This window comes from Methylomonas sp. AM2-LC, assembly GCF_039904985.1.
Classification (GTDB): domain Bacteria; phylum Pseudomonadota; class Gammaproteobacteria; order Methylococcales; family Methylomonadaceae; genus Methylomonas.
Genome location: NZ_CP157005.1, coordinates 534102 through 556390 on the forward strand (window position 1 = coordinate 534102; position 22289 = coordinate 556390).

Genomic DNA, 22289 nt, shown 5'->3' on the forward strand with positions numbered 1-22289 from the left:
TCAAATAATGTCTTTACCTCATTCAGATTTACGTGTTTCTGCGTTGATTAATTGGTTATCCAACAGTCTTTCGCTTGATATTCAACAGCTTGAAATTGCCTCTAGTGATGCCAGTTTCCGGCGTTATTTTCGCGTTAAATGTCCATCGGGCTGTCATATTGTTATGGACGCCCCCCCTGATAAAGAAAATACTGAGCCATTCCTGCGAATCGCAGCGCTTTTTAAAGCGGCAAATTTGCGCGTTCCCGACATTTATTTCACCAATATTGAACAGGGATTTATCGCATTGGAAGACTTTGGCTCAAGCAGCTTGTTGGATTGTTTGGCAGCCAAAAATGTCGATCAGCTTTATCAGCAGGCATTACAAAGTTTATTACAATTACAAACGAGTATAGATATCAATAAGTGTGCATTACCGACATACGATACATTGTTACTGGAAAGAGAATTAGGTGTTTTTCACGACTGGTTTTTAGAAAACCTGTTAGGTTTAGTTTTGCCTGTCGGCATAAAAAACGATCTCCACGATATTTTAATCCAGTCAGCCTTAGCGCAGCCGCAAGTTTGTGTGCATCGCGATTATCATTCCCGTAATCTAATGCTAATTAATTCGTGTGAGCTAGGTATCATTGATTTTCAGGATGCGGTTATTGGCCCCATTAGTTACGACGCAGCATCCTTACTACGCGATTGTTATATTCGCTGGCCAACTGAACAGGTTGATAACTGGATTTACCAATATTATCTGCAACTCATCCAGACGCAACTATTAGCAGTTGATTTTGGACAATTTAAACGTTGGTTTGACCTGATGGGTTTGCAGAGACATTTAAAAGCTATTGGCATTTTTTCCCGATTACATTTACGCGACGGTAAATCGGCTTATCTGGATGATATTCCACGTACTCTGAGTTATATCAGTGAAGTCTGTGCAAACTATGCTGAATTATCAGAATTTAACCGTTATTTGCAGCAACAAATAGCACCAATTTACCGGTCGGCTTTATGAAAGCGATGATACTCGCTGCTGGTCGAGGCGAACGTATGCGGCCATTAACTGATACTATCCCTAAACCTCTGTTGAAAGTAGGTGGTAAACCTCTCATTCAGCACACAATTGAAAATTTACAGCTAGCCGGATTTAAACAGATTGTGATTAATCTGGCTCATTTGGGGCAACAAATTAGAGAGTATTGTGGCAATGGTGAGCGCTGGAATGTCAGTATCGATTATACAGATGAAGGTGATGCCGCACTGGAAACCGCCGGTGGTATTGCCAATGCATTGCCGTTATTGGGTGAAAAACCTTTTTTGGTCGTTAATGCCGATATTATTTGCGATTATCCCTTGGTTACACTGCGTAATCGCAAAATCGATTTAGCGCATTTGGTATTAATCGAAAATCCAGTACATCATCCACAAGGTGATTTTAGTCTGACTAGCGATGGTTTATTAAGTGCAGATGGGCGCGAGAAATTTACCTTTAGTGGCATTGGTGTATATCATCCTGATATGTTTCAAAATCTGCCAGTCGGGCCCTTGAAGTTGCGTCCGGTTTTAGATCAAGCTATTCAGAAAAATCGCATTAGCGGTGAAAAATATTTAGGCATTTGGATGGATATTGGTACCCCGCAACGTTTGACAGAAATTGATAATCTGTTACGCGTAAGCAAATGAATATAAGCAATTCAGATTGATGTGGTTTGGCAGAGGAATTTAACTGCTGAGGGTTAGTTCTCTAGTGTATTTTTCGTTGTACGAATGCAATCCAGTATCCTGAATCAATGGCTTAGGTGTAAAAAATGCGCTAATTTTCAGGCTCTTCAATATACGTCATTTTTGACGTATATTTAAAAAGCGTTATTAAGTGCCAAATCCAGTGTACTCACCAGTCTATTAAACTACTCGGCGGCATTGGGTGCATATAGTTTAAACACAAAAAGCAGACAATTATTATGAAAGCGAAGCCTGATGGTCAAATTGACTAAAAGAAATGGTAGGACGCGATGAAATTATTATCGTCGACCTATTAGCAATAACATCAAGGTTAAAACACAAAATCCAGCGCCAGCATAAAAGGTAACGGCAGCTCCATAGAATTCCCATAATACGCCAGCCAATATACTGGCTATCAACATGGCAATGCCGCTGACCAGATTGAAAAAGCCGTAAGCGGTACCACGTAAATCGTTTGGACTGGTGTCCGCAACCATTTTCGCTAACAGGCCTTGGGTCAAGCCCATATGTATGCCCCAGAGCATTACTCCGACGATTATTAATCCCCAATTATGACTATTTGCCAGAACTAGGTCGGCGCTGCATAACAGGCATAATCCCCAGGCCAGTAATTTACGTGGGCAAATGTTATCTGACAATTTGCCAAAGGGATAAGCACTGGCAGCATAAACCACATTCATGGCTACCATCACTAGTGGCACCAAAGCCATAGGGATACCACTTTGTTGAGCCCTTAATACTAAAAAAGCTTCGCTGAAGCGGGCAAGGGTAAAAATTGCACCTATTCCAACTACCCGCCAGTAAGCGCCCTTTAGGCGTTGCAAATTTACACTGCTGATAGGATTGCTACGCTTTTGGGTGGTCGGCGTCAGTGGTTCTTTTACGCCCACCAGCAATACTAATACCGCGAGAACTCCAGGTATTAGCGCCACCCAAAATATCGACCGAAAATCATTTTGCCACAGTAGCATTAAACCAACGGCCAATAACGGCCCTAAAAACGCTCCGATAGTATCAAGTGATTGGCGTAAACCAAAAGCTGCGCCACGAATTTCAGCAGGGGTAATATCAGCTACCAGTGCATCGCGTGGAGCTCCACGTATACCCTTGCCTACTCGATCGATCAGTCTGGCGCCTAATACCATGCCACTACCGGTAGCTATGGCAAATAACGGTTTAGTTATTGCTCCTAGCGTATAACCCAATAAAGCCAAGGTTTTACGCTTGCCAAGATAGTCGCTAATGACACCCGAAAAAACTTTTACTATTAGGGCTGTTGCTTCGGCTACGCCTTCAATTAAACCAATACTTACCGCACTGGCACCCAAGGTCGTAACCATGAATAATGGCAGTAAGCTATGTATCATTTCCGAAGAAATATCCATTAATAAACTAACAAAACCCAGAGCCCAAACCCCTTTGGGAATTTGCCGCCAGACGGGCTGTGATAGGGGCTTATCGCTACTGTTATTCATTGCTTATTCTTTGAAGGATTCAATATTATTTATGTGCGTTAATCTAACAACTTCTACGACCTGAATGGCAGCAAAATCTCTTGTAACTGATTTTATAGCACACAAGTACAAAAAAAGTTCTGTATAATCATCTGCAGAGTTGGCCGAGCAGCCGCCGTTTTATGTAAATAAAAGGGAGGAAAGTCCGGGCTCCACAGGGCAGGGTGCCAGGTAATGCCTGGGGGGCGTGAGCCTACGGAAAGTGCCGCAGAAAATATACCGCCTGGTTTTTCGAAATTCGGTAAGGGTGAAATGGTGCGGTAAGAGCGCACCGCGCGGCTGGTAACAGGCGTGGCATGGAAAACCCCACCCGGAGCAAGATCAAATAGAGGAGCATACGCGTGGCCCGCGCGGCTCCTGGGTAGATTGCTTGAGCGACAGGGTGACCTGTCGCCTAGATGAATGGCTGTTCTCGACAGAACCCGGCTTACAGGCCAACTCTTTCTTCTTTTTGCTATCCGCAAAGCGTATCCAGATGACTTTATATTCCAACGAATTTTATACCAAAGCCGATGAGCTGATTGCAGCGGGTCGATTTATTGACAGTAAAGGCTGGGTGCCAGCTACCAGTGGCAATTTTTCAGCACGCCTTAACAACGGCACCATTGCAATTACTGTATCAGGTCGGCATAAAGGCTCTTTGCAGCGCGATGACATTATGTTAATCGATGACAAGGGGTTATCTCTTGATGGTAAGCAGCCCTCGGCAGAAACTCTCTTGCATACTGCAATTTATGAGCGCTTCCCCCAGATTAACGCCGTACTGCATCCGCATTCTATAAATGCCACACTTGCTGCTCGATTATTTAAACATCAGATTGTATTGGAAAATTACGAATTACTGAAAGCTTTAGTGGGTATCACTACTCACGAAACACGTATTAAGATACCAATTTTTGCCAATGATCAGGACATTCCGCGTCTAAGCGCACAAGTCGATCAATATTTGGATAAAAATCAGGATATCTACGCTTATATTATTGCCAGTCATGGTTTTTATACTTGGGGGCCAACGGTTGCAGACGCCTTGCGTCATTTGGAAGCGTTGGAGTTTTTATTTGAATGTGAAATACGACTATACGGAATCAAATCATTATGAGTGTTTTAAGTATCTATCCTGCCGAACAAGCCCTAAACCCTACCATTAGCCAAGATTTTGCAACGATTAACACTTCCTTAAAGGCGGTAGGTGTGCAGTTCGAGCGTTGGACCGCGGATTTTGCATTTGCCGCAGATGCCGATGCGCAAACAGTGCTAGATGCTTATCAAGCACCTATTAACCAGCTTAAACAAAGCTATGGATTTCAATCGGTGGATGTCATAAACGTAAAACCCGATCATCCTAATAAAGAGCAATTACGACAAAAATTTCTCTCCGAACATGTACACGACGATTTTGAAATTAGATTTTTTGTAGAAGGACAGGGGTTATTTTATTTACATCTAGAAAATCAGGTTTATGCTGTACTTTGTGAACAGGGCGATTTGATCAGTGTTCCTGCACATACTCGGCATTGGTTTGATATGGGCGCCGAACCCGATTTTAAATGTATTCGTTTTTTTACGACTGAAGAAGGTTGGTTGGCAGAATTTACTGGCAATAAAATTGGGGAAAGTTTCCCCACCCTGGAACAATATAAGCAATCAATATGATTAAAGCCATAGTTACGGATATTGAGGGGACAACGTCATCTTTATCTTTTGTTAAGGATATATTGTTCCCTTATGCACGTTGCCACCTACCGGATTATATCCGTACCCGACAGCATGATGATGAAATGGTTGCTCTGTTAGCGGACGCTAAGAAAATCGCCGGTGCAGAGCTTAATATTGAACAACTGATCAATCAGTTTCTGGATTGGTTGGATGCCGATCAGAAAATTACACCCTTAAAAGCCCTGCAAGGCTTAATTTGGAAAGCAGGTTATCTACAAGGTGATTTTAAAGGCCATATTTATGCTGATGCGGCTGAGCAGTTAAAGTTGTTTAAAGACAGCGGTTACGAACTTTTTATATACTCTTCTGGCTCAGTATACGCGCAAAAGCTGCTGTTTTCTCAAAGCGAATTTGGCGATTTAACACCCTTGTTTTCTGGTTATTTCGATACCAATATTGGAAATAAACGTGAAGTAGCCTCCTATCAGCGTATTGCTGAACAAATTCAGTGTGCTCCTTTAGAAATCCTGTTTTTGTCAGACATCAAAGAAGAGCTGGATGCAGCTCAACAAGCAGGTTTTGCCACTTATTGGCTAGTACGAGGGCAAATTCCCGATCCGCAAGCAAGCCATAGACAAGTAGCCGATTTTAAAGAAATTAAACTTTGATGACAGTATTTAGTGCATGAAAATCGCCATTCTTTCTCGCGATAGTACCTTATATTCCAGTGTTCGATTGGTAGAAGCCGCCACCGCGCGTGGGCATGATGTCAGTGTCCTTGATCCAACCCATTGTTATATGAATATTACTTCAATGAAACCGTCAATCCATTATCAGGGTGAAAACTTATTGGGTTACGATGCGGTAATTCCGCGCATTGGTGCTTCCATTACCTTTTACGGAACGGCGGTATTACGGCAGTTTGAAGTAATGAATACTTTTGTGCTTAATAATTCTGCAGCAATCAGTCGTTCGCGTGACAAATTGGCTTCCAGTCAATTATTGGCCCGTAAAGGTATCGATTTGCCCATTACTGCTTTTGCTCATAACCCGGATAATATTGAAGATTTGATTGATGAGGTAGGTGGTGCGCCATTAGTTATTAAACTAGTAGAAGGGTCTCAAGGAGTCGGTGTGGTTCTGGCTGAAACGCATAATGCTGCACATAGTGTCATCCAAGCTTTTATGGGGTTAAACGCCAATATAATGGTTCAGGAATTTATTAAAGAAGCAGAGGGTAGTGATATCCGCTGTTTTGTATTGGGCGATAAAGTGGTCGCAGCTATGAAGCGGCAAGGTCGAGAGGGTGAATTCCGGTCTAATTTACATCGCGGTGGCACCGCAACTCAAGTTCGCTTGAGTCCGCAAGAACGAGCAGCTGCTGTACAGGCCGCCAAAATTATGGGTTTGAGTGTTTGTGGTGTAGATATGCTGCGTTCCAATCGTGGTCCATTGGTCATGGAAGTCAATTCCTCACCTGGACTTGAAGGCATAGAAAAAGTGTGTGGCAAAGATATAGCCAGTCTAATGATTGAATTCATAGAGAAAAATATAAATAAGGTAAGTTGTGGTCTGTAGAACGGATTAACAGCCATACTTTTTGCGATTTGATTTTTGTCGGAGTTAGTAACTCGTCATTTGTTTCAATACAAATCCACTGGATCAACATCCAATGTCCAGCGCACTCCTTTAGCTTCTTTCAGCTTGGGTATGCCAGGTAAAATGGTATCCAACAAGCTGTGCAGGTCTTGCCGTTTAGAGCTTTGTAATAAAAGTTGAAAGCGAAATTGCCCTGCCCGCTTCAGCATGGGCGCGGCTACAGGCCCCAAAATCTGGATTTTCCCATCATTGTTTTGCTTAAGTAAGCGACATAATGCTGTTAAAAATGCCAGTGGTGCTTCCTGATTAGTGGCGTGTACCCGAAACAGTGCTTGATAACTAAAAGGTGGGAGTGAGGCCTGGTGACGTTCCTGTAATACAGCCTGTGCAAAAGCTCGGTAACCTTGCTTCAATAAAGTCATTAATAAGGGATGTTGGGGTTGGCGTGTTTGTAATATTACCTTACCGGGTTTATCTGCCCGACCAGCTCGACCCGCTACCTGTACAATCATTTGCGCTAGTTTTTCACCCGCTCTAAAATCAATACTGAATAAACCGCTATCAATATCCAAAATTGCAACCAAGGTTACGTTGGGGAAATGGTGGCCTTTAGCCAGCATTTGTGTGCCAAGAATAATATCAACTTCACCTCGATTAATTTGCTCTAAATAACTTTCCAGAGAGCCTTTTCGTTGCGTAGTATCTTTATCTAATCTGACCAGTTTTTTTCCGGCAAACAAGCTAGTCAGGATGTGTTCTATACGCTCAGTGCCTAAACCAAGCGCTTGTAATTCACCCGTTTTACACGCTTTACACTGCTTTGTCAGTTGCTGTTCAGAGTAGCAATGATGGCAGCGTAATACGTTTTCTTGTACATGAATCACCAAATTAGCATCACAACGCTGACAACGTGATATTCCCCCGCATTGATGGCAAATTTGTACAGGTGCAAAACCACGCCTATTTAAAAATAATAAAACCTGCTGACCTTGTGCTAGTGTGGCATGTATCTCATTAATCAATGGGTCAGAAAGGCCACTGTGCATTTTTTTGTTACGAATATCAAGTACCCTAAATTCGGGTGCCAATGCATTTCCTGCGCGATTTGCGAGAGTCAATAGCTGATAACGTTTCTGGTCGACATTGAACAAGCTTTCCAGCGATGGGGTGGCGCTGCCTAATACCACTGGAATGGATAAATGTTTGGCACGGATTATAGCGACATCTCGTGCCGAGAATCTAAATCCTTCTTGTTGCTTGAAAGAAGTATCGTGTTCTTCATCAAGAATGATTAAACCGGGTTTGTGCAAAGGAGTAAATAAGGCAGAGCGTGTGCCTAGCATGATAGATGCATGACCCTGTTGCATGCTTAGCCAAGCGTTAAGGCGTTGCTTATCAGTTAGTTTGGAATGAAAAGTGACGATGGGTACCGAAAATCGTTTCCGAAAGCGTTGCTCAAGTTGCGGAGTTAAACTAATTTCTGGCAACAATACCAATATCTGCAAGCCTTTAATTAGCGCAGTGGTGATTACTTGCATGTACACTTCAGTTTTACCACTGCCAGTAACGCCTTCCAATAGCGAAACTGAAAAGCGGCCTAAATTGGCACTAATGGCGGAAATGGCTTGTTTTTGTTCATTGTTAGCCTCTAGGAGGGAGCCTCGAATAATATTCTTGGTCGCTGTGGGTGTTTTGTGCTCCTCAACCATTGCTTTTTGGAGTAATAGTTTTAATGCCGATTTATGCTCAAGCAGATCAGTTTGGCTAAGTGCTTCTGATTGTGCATGGAACAGACTCATTAGTTTTAATTGCTTGGGTGCACGTTTTAGCATTTCTGGTTGGGTTTCGCGTCCTAATGCAGTGAGCGAATAACTTAAAGCATGTTCTAAAACGGCAGGTTTTCCCTGTCTAAGTGCAACAGGAAAAGCGCAAGCGAGTACTTCGCCAAGAGGGTGATGATAATAATGACTGGCCCATTGCAATAGCTTAAGATCTGCGGTTGATAAAAGCGGTTCGTTATCCAGTATTTGTTCAACCTGTTTAAGTCGTTGCTTATCAAACTCAGAATGTTCATTGATTGCCAGCAAAATCCCAATTTTATGACTTTTTCCAAAAGGGACTAAAACACGTACTCCAGGTTGTAAAGTAGTTGCATCGCAATTATCGGGTGCCAAGTAATCAAATAAACGATCCAGCGGAACAGCAATTGCTACTTGCAGAAAAAGACTGTGAGGTGTGTCGCATTTAGCCATGCCTTGTGATGTGTTTTTGATGTTGCGCTGCTAAGTCTTTACGAGCGTTAAGAAATTTGAGTTACCCACAAAATCTGTGGATAACTCTGTGGATTGTATTTGTAGAACTGTGCTTAGTGACGGTTTTTGTTACAGTTTTGTTAAATTGAACAAAATTCATGCAACTAAATATTTACTTATTTATCAATGGCTTGGTCTTGTGTTTAGGTTGTGTGTATCATTAATCACTGTAAAGGCTGCTTACAGGAAAATGCGAACCAATTTTGTGCATAAATTGTTTAATCATGGTGCCATTAATGCTTAAAATAGTGCATGTAATTAGTCAAGATGTAAGTCTGTTGTAATTAGTTATAGTTTAATCGATAGATTGGTAATTCTTTGCATTGAAGTATTGTAACAGGGCAAAACCGGCTAGCGATAAAAATGCGACTAAAGTCCATTCTGGAATACTAAATCCTAGTAAAGTCCAATCAACTTTTGCACACTCTCCTGTTCCGGTCAGCATTAGTTTAATGGTATCGGCTAAAGGAAAATGCTGAAACACATACTCAAGTCCAGGGCTACATTCTGGTACTTCATCGGGTGGCAGATGCTGTATCCAGATATGCCGCGCCGAAATACATGCACCAACGATTGCTGTCATACTCGTCACAACAGCATAAATTTTATGTCCACGGTTATGGATAGCGGCTATTAAAAAACTCAATCCAGTAGCCAAAATCGCCAAGCGTTGCGAGATGCATAGTGGGCATGGTTCCAGTTCTTCTACAAATTGTAAATACGCGCCTACTGACAATAACAGTACACAAGCAACAAAACCAAGAAAAAAACTTAGACGGGGACTAATTTTTACAAAATACATTTTCTACATCTTTTTTGAAAGCTCTAATTTCCCGTGAGGGGCCCAATATAACCAGAATATCACCAACATTTAAGAGGCGATCAAATTCTTCGGCAACAAAATTAAGATCACCACTAATGTGTTTATTCACAACCCCTATTAAAATTAGATTGTAATGAGAGCTTAATTCCAACTGGCTGGCATAACTGTTTACCAAATAGCTTTTTTCTGGAACCACAACTTCAGCTAGATTCAGATCGTGGTTGCCAAAAACGGTATGGTCAAAAATATCGGTTATGTCAGGTCGTTTCAACATGTCATGAATCTTGCGACCACAAATTTCGTAGGGATCAATAATTTTATTAGCTCCCGCAGCCAGTAGTTTTTCCGCAGATTCAGGACTATCGACGATAGAAATAATATTTAGTTCCTTATCCAGAGCTCTGGCAGATAGTGTTAAAAACACATTTTCCGAGTCCTGGTCAAAAAAACATAACAAAATATCAATATAGGAACCAATGCCAACAGATTTTAAATCGTCATCACTACGAAAGTCGATAATGCTAATGTCAAAACCGTTGTCGCGAGCTAGTGCAATTTGGACGGGGTTGTGATCAATAATGGTAATTTTATATACATTCTGGTCTAAACGGCTGGCAGCCTCAAAAGATAAACGGTTATACCCAAATATAGCTACCTGTTTCATAACATTTTCCTGTTTAATAAACGATGCTGTTCGATTTGGTCACGAAAATGGTCAATACTATATTTTCTCCCAAACACTACCAAAATATCTTCAAAGCGTAGAATAAATTTGGGGTCAGGATTAAAGTAAAAATGTTGTTGTTTTACTTGATATTTGTTTTTATGCTTAAGGTGTATGGGGTTGGCGCTGATTACGCCTAACAAAGTTAGTTTTTTTTGCGACAGTTCTAATTGCAGGACTTCTTTATGCTCAAGCGAACAACCTTCGCTAATTAAAATTGTTTCCATGACTATGTCGGATCGATTTTGCAAAATGCCTGCGATGGCTTCAAAAGCAACTGGTTGTCCTAAAAATTCAGCGACCAGCATGCCTGCAATTTCAAAAGGTCTAATGACATGATCAGCTCCGGCCTGATACAGTTTATTATAATTGTCATGCCTATTGGCTCTGGAAATAATACGAACATCTTTGTTCAAACGTCGACTGGTTAATGTGACATAGACATTGGTGACGTCATCCCCTGTAATACATAGAACGGCTGAAGCTCCCCGGCAAATGCCTGCGGCTAGCAATACATCATTTTTACTGGCATCATTTTGAATGACCAAAAAGTTATTCTGCTTTGCCAATTCAACATTCGCTTCTTTTTTATCAATGACGATAAACTTTTTTTTATCCTTACTTAATTGCTTTGCAATTTCCTGACCAACTCGGCCGTAACCACAAATAATGATAAAATTTTTATAATTATCTAATTCGGCATACGTTTTATTTTCACGTAGAAGCGGTATTTTTTCATTGAAAGCAGCAATTAAAATAGAGGTAAAAAATGACAAGACACCCAAACTGGTCAATATTAGCATAATGGTAACTAAGCGACCGCCAGTTGTGAGGGGTACAATATCGCCATAACCTACCGTGGCCATAGTGACAATAGCCCAATAAAAGGCATCAAACAAATTTCTGATTTGACTATTCGGTTCTGGATACTCAAAAATATAGACAGATATACTGGCAATAAACACCAATAAAAAGGTGAAAATCATCAATGTTAACAATTCAAAACGCTTACTTGCCAGAATATCTGAGAATAGTTTGGCGCTATTTGAATATCTGAATAATTTAAATAACCTGAAAATAAGAAATACCCGCAAAATACTTAAGGGGTCATAGCTGGGTAATATTGCCAGTAAATCAATTATGGCAAATGGCGAGAGTATATATTCTATTTTTTTGGCAACGGATTTTTTAATTGACTGAAACAGGCTGAATTTTATATTTAAATATAATGCTTTTTCATGGTCTTCCAAAAGAATGATATGTGTATCTGAATATAGCCATAGTCTTAATAGGTATTCACAAACAAAAATAATCAGAATGGTTTTTTCCAAATAATAGTCTGTAACACCGGTTTCATGCTCAACATCATATAGTAAGAAGAAAATACTTAATACTATGAGGCTCATCATTAGTCTGTCGAAATATTTTTTTAACGGACTTTTCGGATTTTCCAATAAATTATAAAAAAATAGCTTTCGGTTTTTATAATCCGGAGAGGCTTTTAGATAATAGCAGGAATAAACAATGAATTTAGATAGCATGTTTATAAGTCATTTTTTAAATTCAATCACTTTATTAGGAGGGCTAATATTAATTTCATCAATGGCGCAAAAAGCGCCAGCTTGTAAAATATAAGCAACTGCATCGGCAATATCATCGGCTTGCAATGCCTGACTGGTTTGTTTGCCGGGGGCAAATGCCAGATCAGTAAAAAAATCCGTGTTCACCATGCCTGGATTGATTAAAGATACCCGCACAGAGCTTTTGCCACACTCGTCACGTAAAGCCTGAGTAAATCCTCGCAAAGCAAATTTGCTAGCACAATAAATAGATCCTTGACGGCTGCCTTTTAGTGCGGCTTCAGAACCTATATATATTAGATTACTAAGAGACTTTTGTTTTAATTTTGCTAGTAGTGCACGTGTTAAAAATACTTGTCCGGTAAAGTTAACCGTCAGCAAAGTTTCAATTTGCTGATATGAAAACTGTTCCAGGTGGGAAAACTGTCCAAACCCTGCAGCAAAAACCACCGTATCCAGCATTGGAAAATCGTGTTGTAGCTGTTTGGCTATGGGGGGAATATCTTTCAATTTTGCAAAGTCCATACTCAAACTGCTGAAATTTGGGTGGGTATGACTAAAACGCTGACTATCCCGGCTAATACCAATAACCCGATGACCCTCCTTGAGCAAACGTATGGCAATTGCACGGCCTATGCCTGAACTGGCACCACTTACCAGTACCGTGCGCATTAGAAACTGCATGGAAAAAATTTGTTAGGTGGAATATAGTCGAACAACATGGCCTGGCAATCAGCCATCATGCGTTGTTCGAGTTCTGTATGATAAGACACCATACCGTTGGTTGTTTGCAGTGGACTGGCAAACAATTTTGCATCGGGATAAAGTTTATGCATTTTTTTAAAATATTGCTCAGGCAATCTAAATACGCCAAGACTGACAGAATGTAAGGTTTCAGCATTAATCGCTGCAAATACCTGTGCAAATAATTTCTGGTATTGTTGCCGATAATCTGTTTGATAAATCAGAGGGTCGAAGCGTAAACCAATAGGCCAGCCTAGTTGTTGTAATTTTGCTGCCGCTTCAATACGTTTCAAAACAGTGGGTGCCTTGGCTTCAACTTTCTCAGCCACTCCTTCTGGAGATAAACTGAATGCTACAATGCATTTAGGCAGCGGTGGTCTTTGTAACAGGCTACGAATCTGTGTGCTTTTGGTGCGTAACTCAAGCCAGGCATTTGGCAATTCAGAAAAGACAGGAAGAAACTGTTCGGCAAAACCGGTAATGGGTTCAAAAGCCAAACTATCACAATCGTAACCTGAGAAGAAATAGATATCCGTATCAGGTGTTTCCTGGCAAATTTCTCTGATGCGCTGTTGATAAGCTTCGAAATTTACAAATAATACATAATTGGCAGATTGATACATACCCTGCAAAAAGCAATATCGGCAATCATATACGCAATTTAGCATATGTGAAAAATAATAATTATGATTTCCACCCAAACCATATCCGCTTGGCGCTGGCAATACAAACTTTTGAAACTTTTCAGCTAAAATTAATGCAGGGTGCTGTTTTTGTAAACGAAAATTCTGCGCTTTGGGATTAAATACCTCGCTATAACGCTCACAATTAATAATTCTTGCTTTTGGCAGTCGATTGCATATTGCCTTGACTTGTGGGTGATTCTGGACTGCTGTTTCAATGTAAAGAGTGTCTATCATGCTTAAGATTAAGAACCGGAAAGTGGAGTACATCAATTGTGAGCAATAGCATTATACGCACAGCAGGTCATATTTGATGTGCTAAGACTATATTTAGGCAGGCATAAAAATTTTCTGAGATGCTTTGACCGAATAAGCTTGTATAGGTAAACTGTTGATAATTAATTATCTCTATTCTAATGGTGCCAGAAGTTAGGTGCTTTTTTGAAATGTCCATAGGCCTATCTGCTGCTTACTGTTAGAATTTCCACTTTTTAGTCAGCTTAACATCATGCGTTTAATCAGGGGTCTAAATCATCTAGATGCGTTTGGCGATGGTTGTATATTGACCATTGGTAATTTCGACGGACTGCATTTAGGTCATCAGTTGTTGATAAAAAAATTGGCAGAGCATGGTAAGCGTTTAAATTTGCCTGTTGTGGTCATGGTGTTTGAGCCGCAACCTTTAGAATATTTTTTGGGGGAGCATGCGCCGTCACGTCTGACTCGTTTGCGCGAGAAGGTCATCCAGTTTGCTAAGTTACCTGTAGATCAATTATTGGTGTTGCCGTTTAATCAGCAATTGTCTGATTATGATGCTGAACAATTTATCGATGATATTTTGGTTAAGCGCCTGCATGTTAAGCATGTGGTGGTTGGCGATGACTTTCATTTTGGTAAAGCACGGCGTGGTAATTTTAGCTTATTACAAAGTAAGGGGCAGGATTACGGCTTTACGGTAGAAAACAGTCAATCTTTCGAATTGGCGGGTCTCAGAATTAGTAGTACTTTAATTCGTGATGCCTTGCAAGAGGGTAGTATGGATAAAGCGCGTATTATGTTAGGCCGAGATTATTCAGTGTGCGGCAGAGTTGCACATGGGGATAAGCGTGGCAGACAATTGGGTTTTCCTACTGCTAACGTAGATATGTTTCGCAAAATTGCGCCAATAGCAGGAGTATTTGCCGTCAGCTTAACTGGCTTGGATGGTAAAGAATATCAGGGTGTTGCAAATGTTGGCACGCGTCCTACTTTTAAGGGCAGTGCTAAAGCAATTCTGGAAACGCATTTATTTAACTTTAATGCCGATATTTATGGCCGTTATGTAGAAGTACATTTTAAAGCGAAAATTCGGAATGAACTTAAGTTTCCATCGTTTGAGGCACTACAAAGCCAAATTCAGGAAGATATCCAAATGAGTAAGCAATTTTTAGAACATTTAAAACCATGACAGAAATTGGAACGGTTATTCAGTCACCTTGTGTTAGAAATTGTTGTTTAAATGAAGAGGATATTTGTCTCGGCTGTTATCGACATGTGGACGAAATTTGTCAATGGCTGGCAGCTGATCCACAGATGCGCAAGAAAATTCTTAACCAAGCGGCACAACGCAAGATGCATTACTTACGAATTAGTAAGGGTCTAATGTCAGTAATGCCCACCATCAATAAATAAAACATTAAACACAAAGTGGCGCTCAACCAGACATTCCAGCCTTGCTCAGTGACTAGATAGAGTTTGGCAAAATACAGGGCCACCCCCAGAATTACATAAAAACAAATTCTACCCAGCGGATATTTAACTGGATAATATATCTGGCCCAGGAGCCAGGAAGCACACACCATGAAAAAATAACAGGCTAATGTTGCCCAGGCTGATCCTAGATAACCCCATTCGGGTATCCATAACACATTCAACAAGATCGTTAGCCCTGCGCCCGCCAGTGATACCCATGCACCCAGACCCGTGCGATCACTAAGTTTGTACCAAACGGATAAATTGATATAAATACCTAGACACAAATTGGCTAGCAATAAAATGGGTACCACTCTTAATCCTGCTCGGAATTCGGCGCCTATAAAATATTGAAAAAAGTCCAGGTATAAGGTAACTAATAGAAAAATGAATACCCCAGCCATAACAAAGTACTGCATAACCAAGGCATATGTACGTTTGGCATCTTCTCGACCGGCGTAAGCGAAAAAAAAGGGTTCTCCTGCATAACGAAAAGCTTGGACAAACAAACTCATCAAAATCGATAATTTGTAACAGGCACCATAAATACCTAATAGGCTTAAATTGGTTAACACATCATATGGCAATAATACTTTAAGAATAGCTCTATCTAGCATTTCATTGATCATACCAGCAAAGCCAATTACGACCATCGGTAATGAATAACGCAGCATGGGCATTAAAACGATGGGATTAATCTGCAGACGAATTCCATAAAACTGTGGAGTTAACAGCAATAATTTGATGATGCTGGCGATTAAATTGGCCAGAAAAATATAAGTGACACCCAGGTTGGGGTTGTAAAGCAACGACCATTCAGATTGTGGCCATAGCGCCACGAGTTTCGGGCAGCACACCAGAAAGAAAACATTGAGCAGAATGGTGATAATAATCTCAGTGATTTTGATGCCAGCAAAACGCCAAGCACGATTTTCGGCACGCAATTGAGCGAAAGGTAATGCAGTAATGGCATCCAGCGCCAGAATGCCTGCAAAACACAATAGATAGTCAGTATGCTGAGGGTAACTTAGCCAGATCGCCAGTGGTTGTTGCCAAATAACCACCGAAGTTAAAAAAACCAGATTAAACAAAACTAAAAAACCTAAGGCGCTGCTATAAATAGCAGGCAGTGCAAATTTTTGTTGCTGTCGGAAGCGGAAATAACCCGTCTCAAGACCAAGGACAAGTACTACCGAAAAAAATCCCGCATAAGCATAAAATTCCGAGACTACCCCATATTCGCTGGTATTAAAGATGTAGGTATACAGAGGTACCAGCAAATAATTTAGAAAACGGCCGACAATACTGCTCAGGCCGTAAATAGCGGTTTGGGAAATAAGTTGGCGTAAGGGCTTCAAGTGTTGGGATGTTACTTTAAAGCTTGCGAAAAATTAAATCCCAGACGCCATGACCTAAAGCCAGTCCCCGGTTCTCGAATTTGGTTAAAGGTCTATAATCCGGCCTAGGGCAATAGGTATTATCTGGACTATTGTTACACAAGCCTGATCCTGCAGACAAAATTTCCAGCATATCCTTAGCATAATGTTGCCAGTCGGTAGCGGCATGAAAGTAGCCGCCAGGCATTAGTTTTTTAGTGAGTAATTCTACAAAGCTGGGGCGTACAATTCGGCGTTTATGATGGCGGCGCTTTTGCCATGGATCAGGAAAGAATAAATGTACTCCTGCCAAACTGTGATCCGGTATTTTTTGCTCCAAAATCTCAATAGCATCGTGATGGTAGATTCTGACATTATTGATACCTCGCTCAGCGAGCAACATCATTAAATGCCCTACACCTGGCTTATGTACTTCTAAACCTAAATAATTAATATCTGGATTGGCAGCCGCCATATCTGCCAAACTACTGCCGTTACCAAAACCTATCTCAACAATTAACGGTGCTTGTCGTCCAAAAATCTGATTAAAATTGGCTTCATTCTGGGGGGGCAAGCAATAGGTTTGCCAGTGGCTTTCCAATGCCAGCTTTTGTCCTGCTGTAGCCCGACCTTGGCGACGAATATAGCTACGGATTCTAGCAGGATCAATTTTTAGTGAAGTGGTCATGGATAATGCAAAAAAAGCAGACTAGGTTATCAGGAAACTGTAAACAGACTATGGGTTGTGAGTCTGTTTGATACTTTCATCGCCCGTATTTGGCTAATGCCGCATACGGGTAACATAGAAATCAATCTATAAAAACAAACCATCAATGGGTGACGATGCTGAGGCAAAACGTTTGCGTGGCATGCGTCCAGCCAGAAAGGCTTCTCGTCCAGCTTCAATACCTTTTTTCATGGCCGAAGCCATCAATACTGGGTGTTTAGCTGCGGCTATGGCTGTGTTCATTAGAACTCCATCACAACCCAGTTCCATAGCTATCGCTGCATCCGAAGCGGTTCCTACCCCGGCATCTACCAGAATAGGTACTGTAGCATTTTCGACGATAGTCAAAATATTATACGGGTTGCGAATACCTAATCCTGAGCCAATCGGCGCTGCTAGAGGCATGACTGCAATACAGCCAATATCCTCAAGACGTTTTGCGGCTATTGGGTCATCATTGGTGTACACCATTACATCGAAGCCTTCTTTGACCAGTAATTCCGCCGCTACAAAGGTTTCCGCAACATCCGGGAATAAGGTTAGTTGATCGGCCAATACTTCCAGTTTTACCAGCTTATGCCCCCCCAGCAATTCACGCGCTAAACGACAGGTTCTAACAGCTTCTTCGGCGGTGTAACAGCCAGCAGTATTGGGTAAAATGGTGTATTTTTCAGGCGAAATCACATCCAGTAAATTAGGTTCGCCAGGATTTTGACCAATATTGGTGCGGCGAATAGCTACCGTTACAATTTCTGCACCACTAGCAGCTATTGCTAAACGGGTTTCTTCTAAATCGCGGTATTTGCCCGTGCCAACCAACAACCGTGAACGATAGTTTTTTCCTGCCAAGGTAAAAAAATCGTCTTGACCTCCGCCAATGGCTTGTACGATTTCCAGCCGATCTGCATCATGCAAAAGCTGGGTACTATGCAAGTTGAATGGCAAAATTTCTTTATTTAATTCTATGGCAATACGCTTACCTGATAATCCCAAATCGGCGATAACATCAGCCACGGTGCAATGCTCTGCATATTCGCGGGTATCGCCATTAACTTGTATTTTCATGCTTTAAACCTTGTTCTGTAAAACGGAACGGCGGCGTTTAACCGCTTCAGCCAATTCGTTGAGTAATTTTACACTGTCATCCCAACCCAAGCAGGCATCTGTAATACTTTGACCAAAAACTAGAGAGCAATTGTCTTCGACATCCTGTCGACCTGCCACCAGGTGGCTTTCTACCATTGCACCCATTATACGAGTGTCACCACCAGCAATTTGTCCAGCTACGTCTTGTGCTACATGCATTTGTCGTTCATATTTTTTCTGGCAATTGGCGTGACTAAAATCGATCATAATATTCTGACGCAACCCTGCTTGTTGCAAGCCTTCTGCAACCTGATCAACGCTGACTTCGTCATAATTGGGGCGATTATTGCCGCCTCTGAGAATAATGTGGGCATCTTCATTTCCGCTGGTAGAAAATATTGCTGAGCGCCCTTCTTTTGTTAAAGACAGGAAGTGATGAGGGCTCATGGCTGCATTGATAGCATCAATAGCGATTTTAATGCCGCCATCCGTAGCATTTTTAAAGCCAACTGGGCAGGATAAACCTGAAGCAAGTTCGCGATGTACTTGACTTTCGGTGGTTCTGGCGCCAATGGCTCCCCAGGAAATTAAATCCGACACGTATTGTGGTGTAATCAAATCGAGATATTCTGTGGCCGCAGAAACACCCAAATTGTTAACATCCAGTAATAATTTCCGGGCTGTTCGTAGGCCTTTGTTAATGTTAAAGCTGGAATTTAGATCAGGATCGTTAATTAAGCCTTTCCAGCCCACTGTGGTACGAGGTTTTTCAAAATAAACCCGCATCACAATGACTAACTCGTTATGTAATTTATCCATCATCAATTTTAAGCGCCGAGCATATTCAACAGCTGCTTCAGGGTCATGTATGGAACAAGGGCCAATCACTACTAATAAGCGATCATCCACGCCAGCCAGAATATTGTGAATGGCCTCTCTGCTTTGCAAAATTGTGGTGGCAGCGATATTCGTCATCGGAATTTCATCGTGCACCTGAATGGGTGCTACCACTTCTTTGGTTTCACAAATTCTTAAATCATCGGTGTTAAAGTTTGTTGGCATGACACTAAGCGGTTAGCTTTCATTAAGGGATATAAACCGCTATTCTAACCAAATTTAGCTATCTAATGTTATCTGCAGATGTTTTTACAGTAAATTTTTGTGAGGATGTGGTGTAGAGGTAGCCGTTATAAAGGGTTCAATAGTGGGTTAGTTGCTTGGGTTGGATATTGATCAAACCCAAGCGGTCGGTTTTAAACGCCTAGATAACTAAAAATATATTGTCAATTGGGACGTGTTTTTTAGTTTCTAGGGTTTGTTTAACGCTACCCCTTCTAGGACTATAGGCCTGTCAGGATATTAAAAGGTTTAAGCAGTAAAGTTGGCGCTGGCAAATTCCCAGTTAACCAATGCCCAGAATGCTTCTAGGTATTTTGGGCGCAAATTACGGAAATCAATGTAATAAGCGTGTTCCCAAACGTCAACAGTCAATAACGGCGTTTGACCGCTGGTTAAAGGGGTGGCGGCATTGCTGGTACTAGTAATTGCAAGAGTTCCATCTGCATTTTTAACCAACCAAGCCCAACCAGAGCCAAATGTTGTAACAGCAGCTTTGGTGAAATCTTCTTTAAATTTGTCAAAAGAACCAAAAGTCTTTTCTATGGCTTCTGCCAAAGCGCCGGTTGGGGCTCCACCGCCGTTTGGCGATAAGCTGTGCCAGTAGAATGTGTGATTCCAAACTTGGGCCGCATTATTAAAAATTCCGCCACTGGATTTTTTTACGATCTCTTCTAGAGATAAACCTTCAAACTCGGTACCAGGAACTAGATTATTCAGGTTCGTAACATAGGTTTGATGGTGTTTGCCATAGTGATACTCGATGGTTTCTACAGAAATATGTGGTGCCAATGCGTCTTTTGCGTAAGGTAAAGCAGGTAATTCAAAAGTCATCTTAAATCTCCAGAGTGAGTGAACAGCAATACTTAGGGGTACTAGGATTCTATCCTAATTACCTAGTATTATAATAAAGAATTCCATGTCGCAGTAGATGAAACCGCATGGCTAGTATACAAGCTTTTATAATCAATTGGTTACTGAAGTCAATAATTCTGCTATGCAGAAACGACCCAGTCTATGTTCTTAGTTTTTCATCGCATATTATAAAAACCACCTCTACATGTCTGGAGAAAAAACTTCGATAGTGCTTTATCTGCAAGCGTTAACTCTCCAATGACAGTGTTTGACTGGGTTCAAATTCGGTAGCATTATCTTGAAATTCCATTTTATGTAATCTTGCGTAAGCACTATCACGGGCAAATAACTCCTGATGAGAGCCTTGTTCGATAATGCGTCCTTTATCCATTACCAGAATTACATCGGCATTCTCTATAGTCGATAAACGATGTGCAATGACTAGTGTTGTTCTGCCTTTCATGACGCTATTCAGAGCTTCTTGAATATTGTACTCCGACTCGGTATCCAGAGCTGAGGTGGCTTCATCCAAAATTAGAATGGGTGCATCTTTTAATAAGGCGCGGGCTAATGCTAGTCTTTGTCGTTGCCCACCTGATAGCTTAATACCATTTTCGCCTATGTCAGTGTCCAGTCCTTGCGGTAGGTTGTTAATAAAGTCCATGGCATAAGCAGCAGTAGCCGCCTTAATGATCTGTTCGCGGCTGGCATTTTCAAGTCTGCCATAAGCGATATTATTCGCTACAGTAGTATTAAACAAAGTGATATTTTGGGTAACCAAGGCAATTTGATTTCTTAAGTCAGTTAATCGATAACGTTTCAGTTCAATATCATCAATTAGAATTTCACCTTCTTCGTAATCATAAAAGCGCGGGATCAAGTTAATTAGTGTGCTTTTACCACCGCCTGAGGCACCAACCAGTGCCACTGTCTGTCCGGGTTGTATAGTTAGATTAATATTACGTAGCGCCGGTTTTTCGCTGTTCGGATAATTGAAACTCAAATTTCTAAATTCAATTTTACCTAAGCTACGGGATGTTGTGTAATCGCCAAGGTCGGTTTCAGCGGGTTCATCCAGTACTTCAAAGAGTGATTCTGCTGCGGCAATGCCACGCAGAATTTCGCTATTAGCATCGCTTAATTGGCGAATGGGTTTAGGTAGTAAAAACGCTGCAGTGAAAAAGCCGACAAATTCGCCCGCGCTAGAAGATTTCATCATGATTAAGGCTAAATACATCATGCCTGCTAAAGCAAAAGCTATGACCATTTGCATAATCGGGTTATTAAGCGAAACTGTCATGATAAGCTTTCGGTACTGTTTACGATTTTCCAGGCTACATTGTTTAAATCGTTCGCGTTCATAATTTTCACCGCCAAAGCTTTTGACAATACGGTTACCTGAAACCATTTCTGATGTGATATGTGTCAAATTGCCGACAGTATCTTGCATGTTGCGACTTAGCCGTTTTAAGCGTTTACCAACGTAACGCACCATTAAAATTACAATTGGGGCTATGGCAATAAATATTAGGGACAATTGCAAATTGGTGTAGGCTAAGTACCACAGTAAACCCACTGCAGTTAAACCCTCTCTTACAAAAGAGCGTATGGAGTCTGAAGTGGCGCGGGTAACTTCACCTATATTATTAGTGATGCGGGAAATCATATAGCCACTATTATGATTATCGTAATATTGCACAGACAAGCGGGTGTAGTGGTTGAAAATTTCACAGCGTAATTTGTGTATCAAATTGCCGGAAATGCGGGCCAGATAGTAATTTCCCAAAAAAGCACCTAAACCTCGCACTAGAAATAGCCCAATAAATAATAAAGGCAAGTATTCAATACCGGCTTTATTTTCATTGCTAAAGCTGTCAATAATGCGCTGTATAATCATTACCACGGCGGGTTCTGTTGCGGCGTAGATGGCGAAACCAAAAGCGCTAACAATAAAAAGTCGCCAATAAGGCATGACAAAGCGCATCAGGCGTTTGTAGACTTCGCTGTCAGACATGATTTTGTGAGG

Annotated in this window: 21 protein-coding genes and 1 other RNA gene; 9 read left to right on the top strand and 13 right to left on the bottom strand. The window is 41.3% G+C overall.

The annotated features are described in order from the left end of the window. Positions 1-7: 7 nt before the first annotated feature. Both ABH008_RS02515 and murU read left to right on the top strand, forming a co-directional pair. Positions 8-1009: a phosphotransferase gene (locus tag ABH008_RS02515; RefSeq protein WP_347988297.1), complete on the top strand. Its 1002-nt coding sequence runs from the start codon at positions 8-10 to the stop codon at positions 1007-1009. Further along, positions 1006-1677 carry an N-acetylmuramate alpha-1-phosphate uridylyltransferase MurU gene (gene murU / locus ABH008_RS02520; protein WP_347988298.1) on the top strand — a complete coding sequence of 224 codons (672 nt, stop codon included), beginning with the start codon at positions 1006-1008 and terminating at the stop codon, positions 1675-1677. The genes ABH008_RS02515 and murU overlap by 4 nt, the downstream gene beginning before the upstream one ends. Positions 1678-2015: 338 nt before the next feature. On the opposite strand, the gene ABH008_RS02525 is transcribed toward murU, so the two are convergent. Further along, positions 2016-3212, bottom strand: a complete 1197-nt coding sequence (locus ABH008_RS02525) for an MFS transporter (RefSeq protein WP_347988299.1) — start codon at positions 3210-3212, stop codon at positions 2016-2018. A 135-nt stretch (positions 3213-3347) separates the two neighbouring features. On the opposite strand from ABH008_RS02525, the gene rnpB reads away from it, so the two are divergent. The 5 genes from rnpB to rimK all read left to right on the top strand — a co-directional run bounded on the left by rnpB (position 3348) and on the right by rimK (position 6485). Further along, positions 3348-3697, top strand: an RNA gene (gene rnpB, locus ABH008_RS02530) — RNase P RNA component class A. Between the two features lie 29 nt (positions 3698-3726). Beyond that, entirely contained in the window at positions 3727-4350 is a 624-nt protein-coding gene (locus ABH008_RS02535; RefSeq protein WP_347988300.1) for a methylthioribulose 1-phosphate dehydratase, read from the top strand. Beyond that, positions 4347-4904, top strand: a complete 558-nt coding sequence (locus ABH008_RS02540; protein WP_347988301.1) for an AraC family ligand binding domain-containing protein — start codon at positions 4347-4349, stop codon at positions 4902-4904. The genes ABH008_RS02535 and ABH008_RS02540 overlap by 4 nt, the downstream gene beginning before the upstream one ends. After that, a complete protein-coding gene (mtnC, locus tag ABH008_RS02545; protein ID WP_347988302.1) occupies positions 4901-5575 on the top strand; it encodes an acireductone synthase in 675 nt (224 codons plus the stop codon). The genes ABH008_RS02540 and mtnC overlap by 4 nt, the downstream gene beginning before the upstream one ends. A gap of 16 nt (positions 5576-5591) precedes the next feature. Continuing rightward, on the top strand, positions 5592-6485 hold the full coding sequence (rimK, locus tag ABH008_RS02550) for a 30S ribosomal protein S6--L-glutamate ligase (RefSeq protein ID WP_347988303.1): 894 nt from the start codon (positions 5592-5594) through the stop codon (positions 6483-6485). Between the two features lie 65 nt (positions 6486-6550). On the opposite strand, the gene ABH008_RS02555 is transcribed toward rimK, so the two are convergent. The 6 genes from ABH008_RS02555 to ABH008_RS02580 form a co-directional block, all read right to left on the bottom strand. Beyond that, entirely contained in the window at positions 6551-8758 is a 2208-nt protein-coding gene (locus ABH008_RS02555; protein WP_347988304.1) for a primosomal protein N', read from the bottom strand. A gap of 355 nt (positions 8759-9113) precedes the next feature. Further along, on the bottom strand, positions 9114-9620 hold the full coding sequence (locus ABH008_RS02560) for a disulfide bond formation protein B (RefSeq protein WP_347988305.1): 507 nt from the start codon (positions 9618-9620) through the stop codon (positions 9114-9116). After that, entirely contained in the window at positions 9601-10305 is a 705-nt protein-coding gene (locus ABH008_RS02565; RefSeq protein ID WP_347988306.1) for an NAD-binding protein, read from the bottom strand. Before ABH008_RS02565 ends, ABH008_RS02560 begins: the two co-directional genes overlap by 20 nt. Continuing rightward, a complete protein-coding gene (locus ABH008_RS02570; RefSeq protein ID WP_347988307.1) occupies positions 10302-11906 on the bottom strand; it encodes an NAD-binding protein in 1605 nt (534 codons plus the stop codon). The genes ABH008_RS02565 and ABH008_RS02570 overlap by 4 nt, the downstream gene beginning before the upstream one ends. 9 nt (positions 11907-11915) lie before the next feature. Further along, positions 11916-12617, bottom strand: a complete 702-nt coding sequence (locus ABH008_RS02575; protein ID WP_347988308.1) for an SDR family oxidoreductase — start codon at positions 12615-12617, stop codon at positions 11916-11918. Next, on the bottom strand, positions 12617-13609 hold the full coding sequence (locus tag ABH008_RS02580) for a spore photoproduct lyase family protein (RefSeq protein WP_347988309.1): 993 nt from the start codon (positions 13607-13609) through the stop codon (positions 12617-12619). Before ABH008_RS02580 ends, ABH008_RS02575 begins: the two co-directional genes overlap by 1 nt. Before the next feature lie 271 nt (positions 13610-13880). On the opposite strand from ABH008_RS02580, the gene ribF reads away from it, so the two are divergent. Both ribF and ABH008_RS02590 read left to right on the top strand, forming a co-directional pair. Then, the gene (ribF, locus tag ABH008_RS02585; protein WP_347988310.1) at positions 13881-14819 is read left to right on the top strand and encodes a bifunctional riboflavin kinase/FAD synthetase; all 939 of its coding nucleotides are present in this window, start codon (positions 13881-13883) and stop codon (positions 14817-14819) included. Next, on the top strand, positions 14816-15043 hold the full coding sequence (locus ABH008_RS02590) for a DUF1289 domain-containing protein (RefSeq protein ID WP_347988311.1): 228 nt from the start codon (positions 14816-14818) through the stop codon (positions 15041-15043). The genes ribF and ABH008_RS02590 overlap by 4 nt, the downstream gene beginning before the upstream one ends. Here the strand turns inward: ABH008_RS02590 and ABH008_RS02595 are convergent. The 6 genes from ABH008_RS02595 to msbA all read right to left on the bottom strand — a co-directional run bounded on the left by ABH008_RS02595 (position 14989) and on the right by msbA (position 22277). Then, positions 14989-16461 carry an oligosaccharide flippase family protein gene (locus ABH008_RS02595; protein WP_347988312.1) on the bottom strand — a complete coding sequence of 491 codons (1473 nt, stop codon included), beginning with the start codon at positions 16459-16461 and terminating at the stop codon, positions 14989-14991. The two genes, ABH008_RS02590 and ABH008_RS02595, sit on opposite strands and share 55 nt — an antisense overlap. A gap of 16 nt (positions 16462-16477) precedes the next feature. Continuing rightward, on the bottom strand, positions 16478-17167 hold the full coding sequence (gene trmB / locus ABH008_RS02600; RefSeq protein ID WP_347988313.1) for a tRNA (guanosine(46)-N7)-methyltransferase TrmB: 690 nt from the start codon (positions 17165-17167) through the stop codon (positions 16478-16480). Between the two features lie 126 nt (positions 17168-17293). Further along, positions 17294-18271 (bottom strand): sulfur carrier protein ThiS, encoded by a 978-nt coding sequence (gene thiS, locus ABH008_RS02605; protein WP_347988314.1) that lies wholly within the window; start codon positions 18269-18271, stop codon positions 17294-17296. Positions 18272-18274: 3 nt separating this feature from the next. Continuing rightward, a complete protein-coding gene (aroG, locus tag ABH008_RS02610) occupies positions 18275-19354 on the bottom strand; it encodes a 3-deoxy-7-phosphoheptulonate synthase AroG (RefSeq protein WP_347988315.1) in 1080 nt (359 codons plus the stop codon). 306 nt (positions 19355-19660) lie between these two features. Further along, the gene (gene sodB, locus ABH008_RS02615; RefSeq protein ID WP_347988316.1) at positions 19661-20242 is read right to left on the bottom strand and encodes a superoxide dismutase [Fe]; all 582 of its coding nucleotides are present in this window, start codon (positions 20240-20242) and stop codon (positions 19661-19663) included. Positions 20243-20510: 268 nt separating this feature from the next. Beyond that, positions 20511-22277, bottom strand: coding sequence for a lipid A export permease/ATP-binding protein MsbA (gene msbA / locus ABH008_RS02620; RefSeq protein ID WP_347989943.1), 1767 nt, complete (start codon positions 22275-22277; stop codon positions 20511-20513). Positions 22278-22289: the final 12 nt, after the last annotated feature.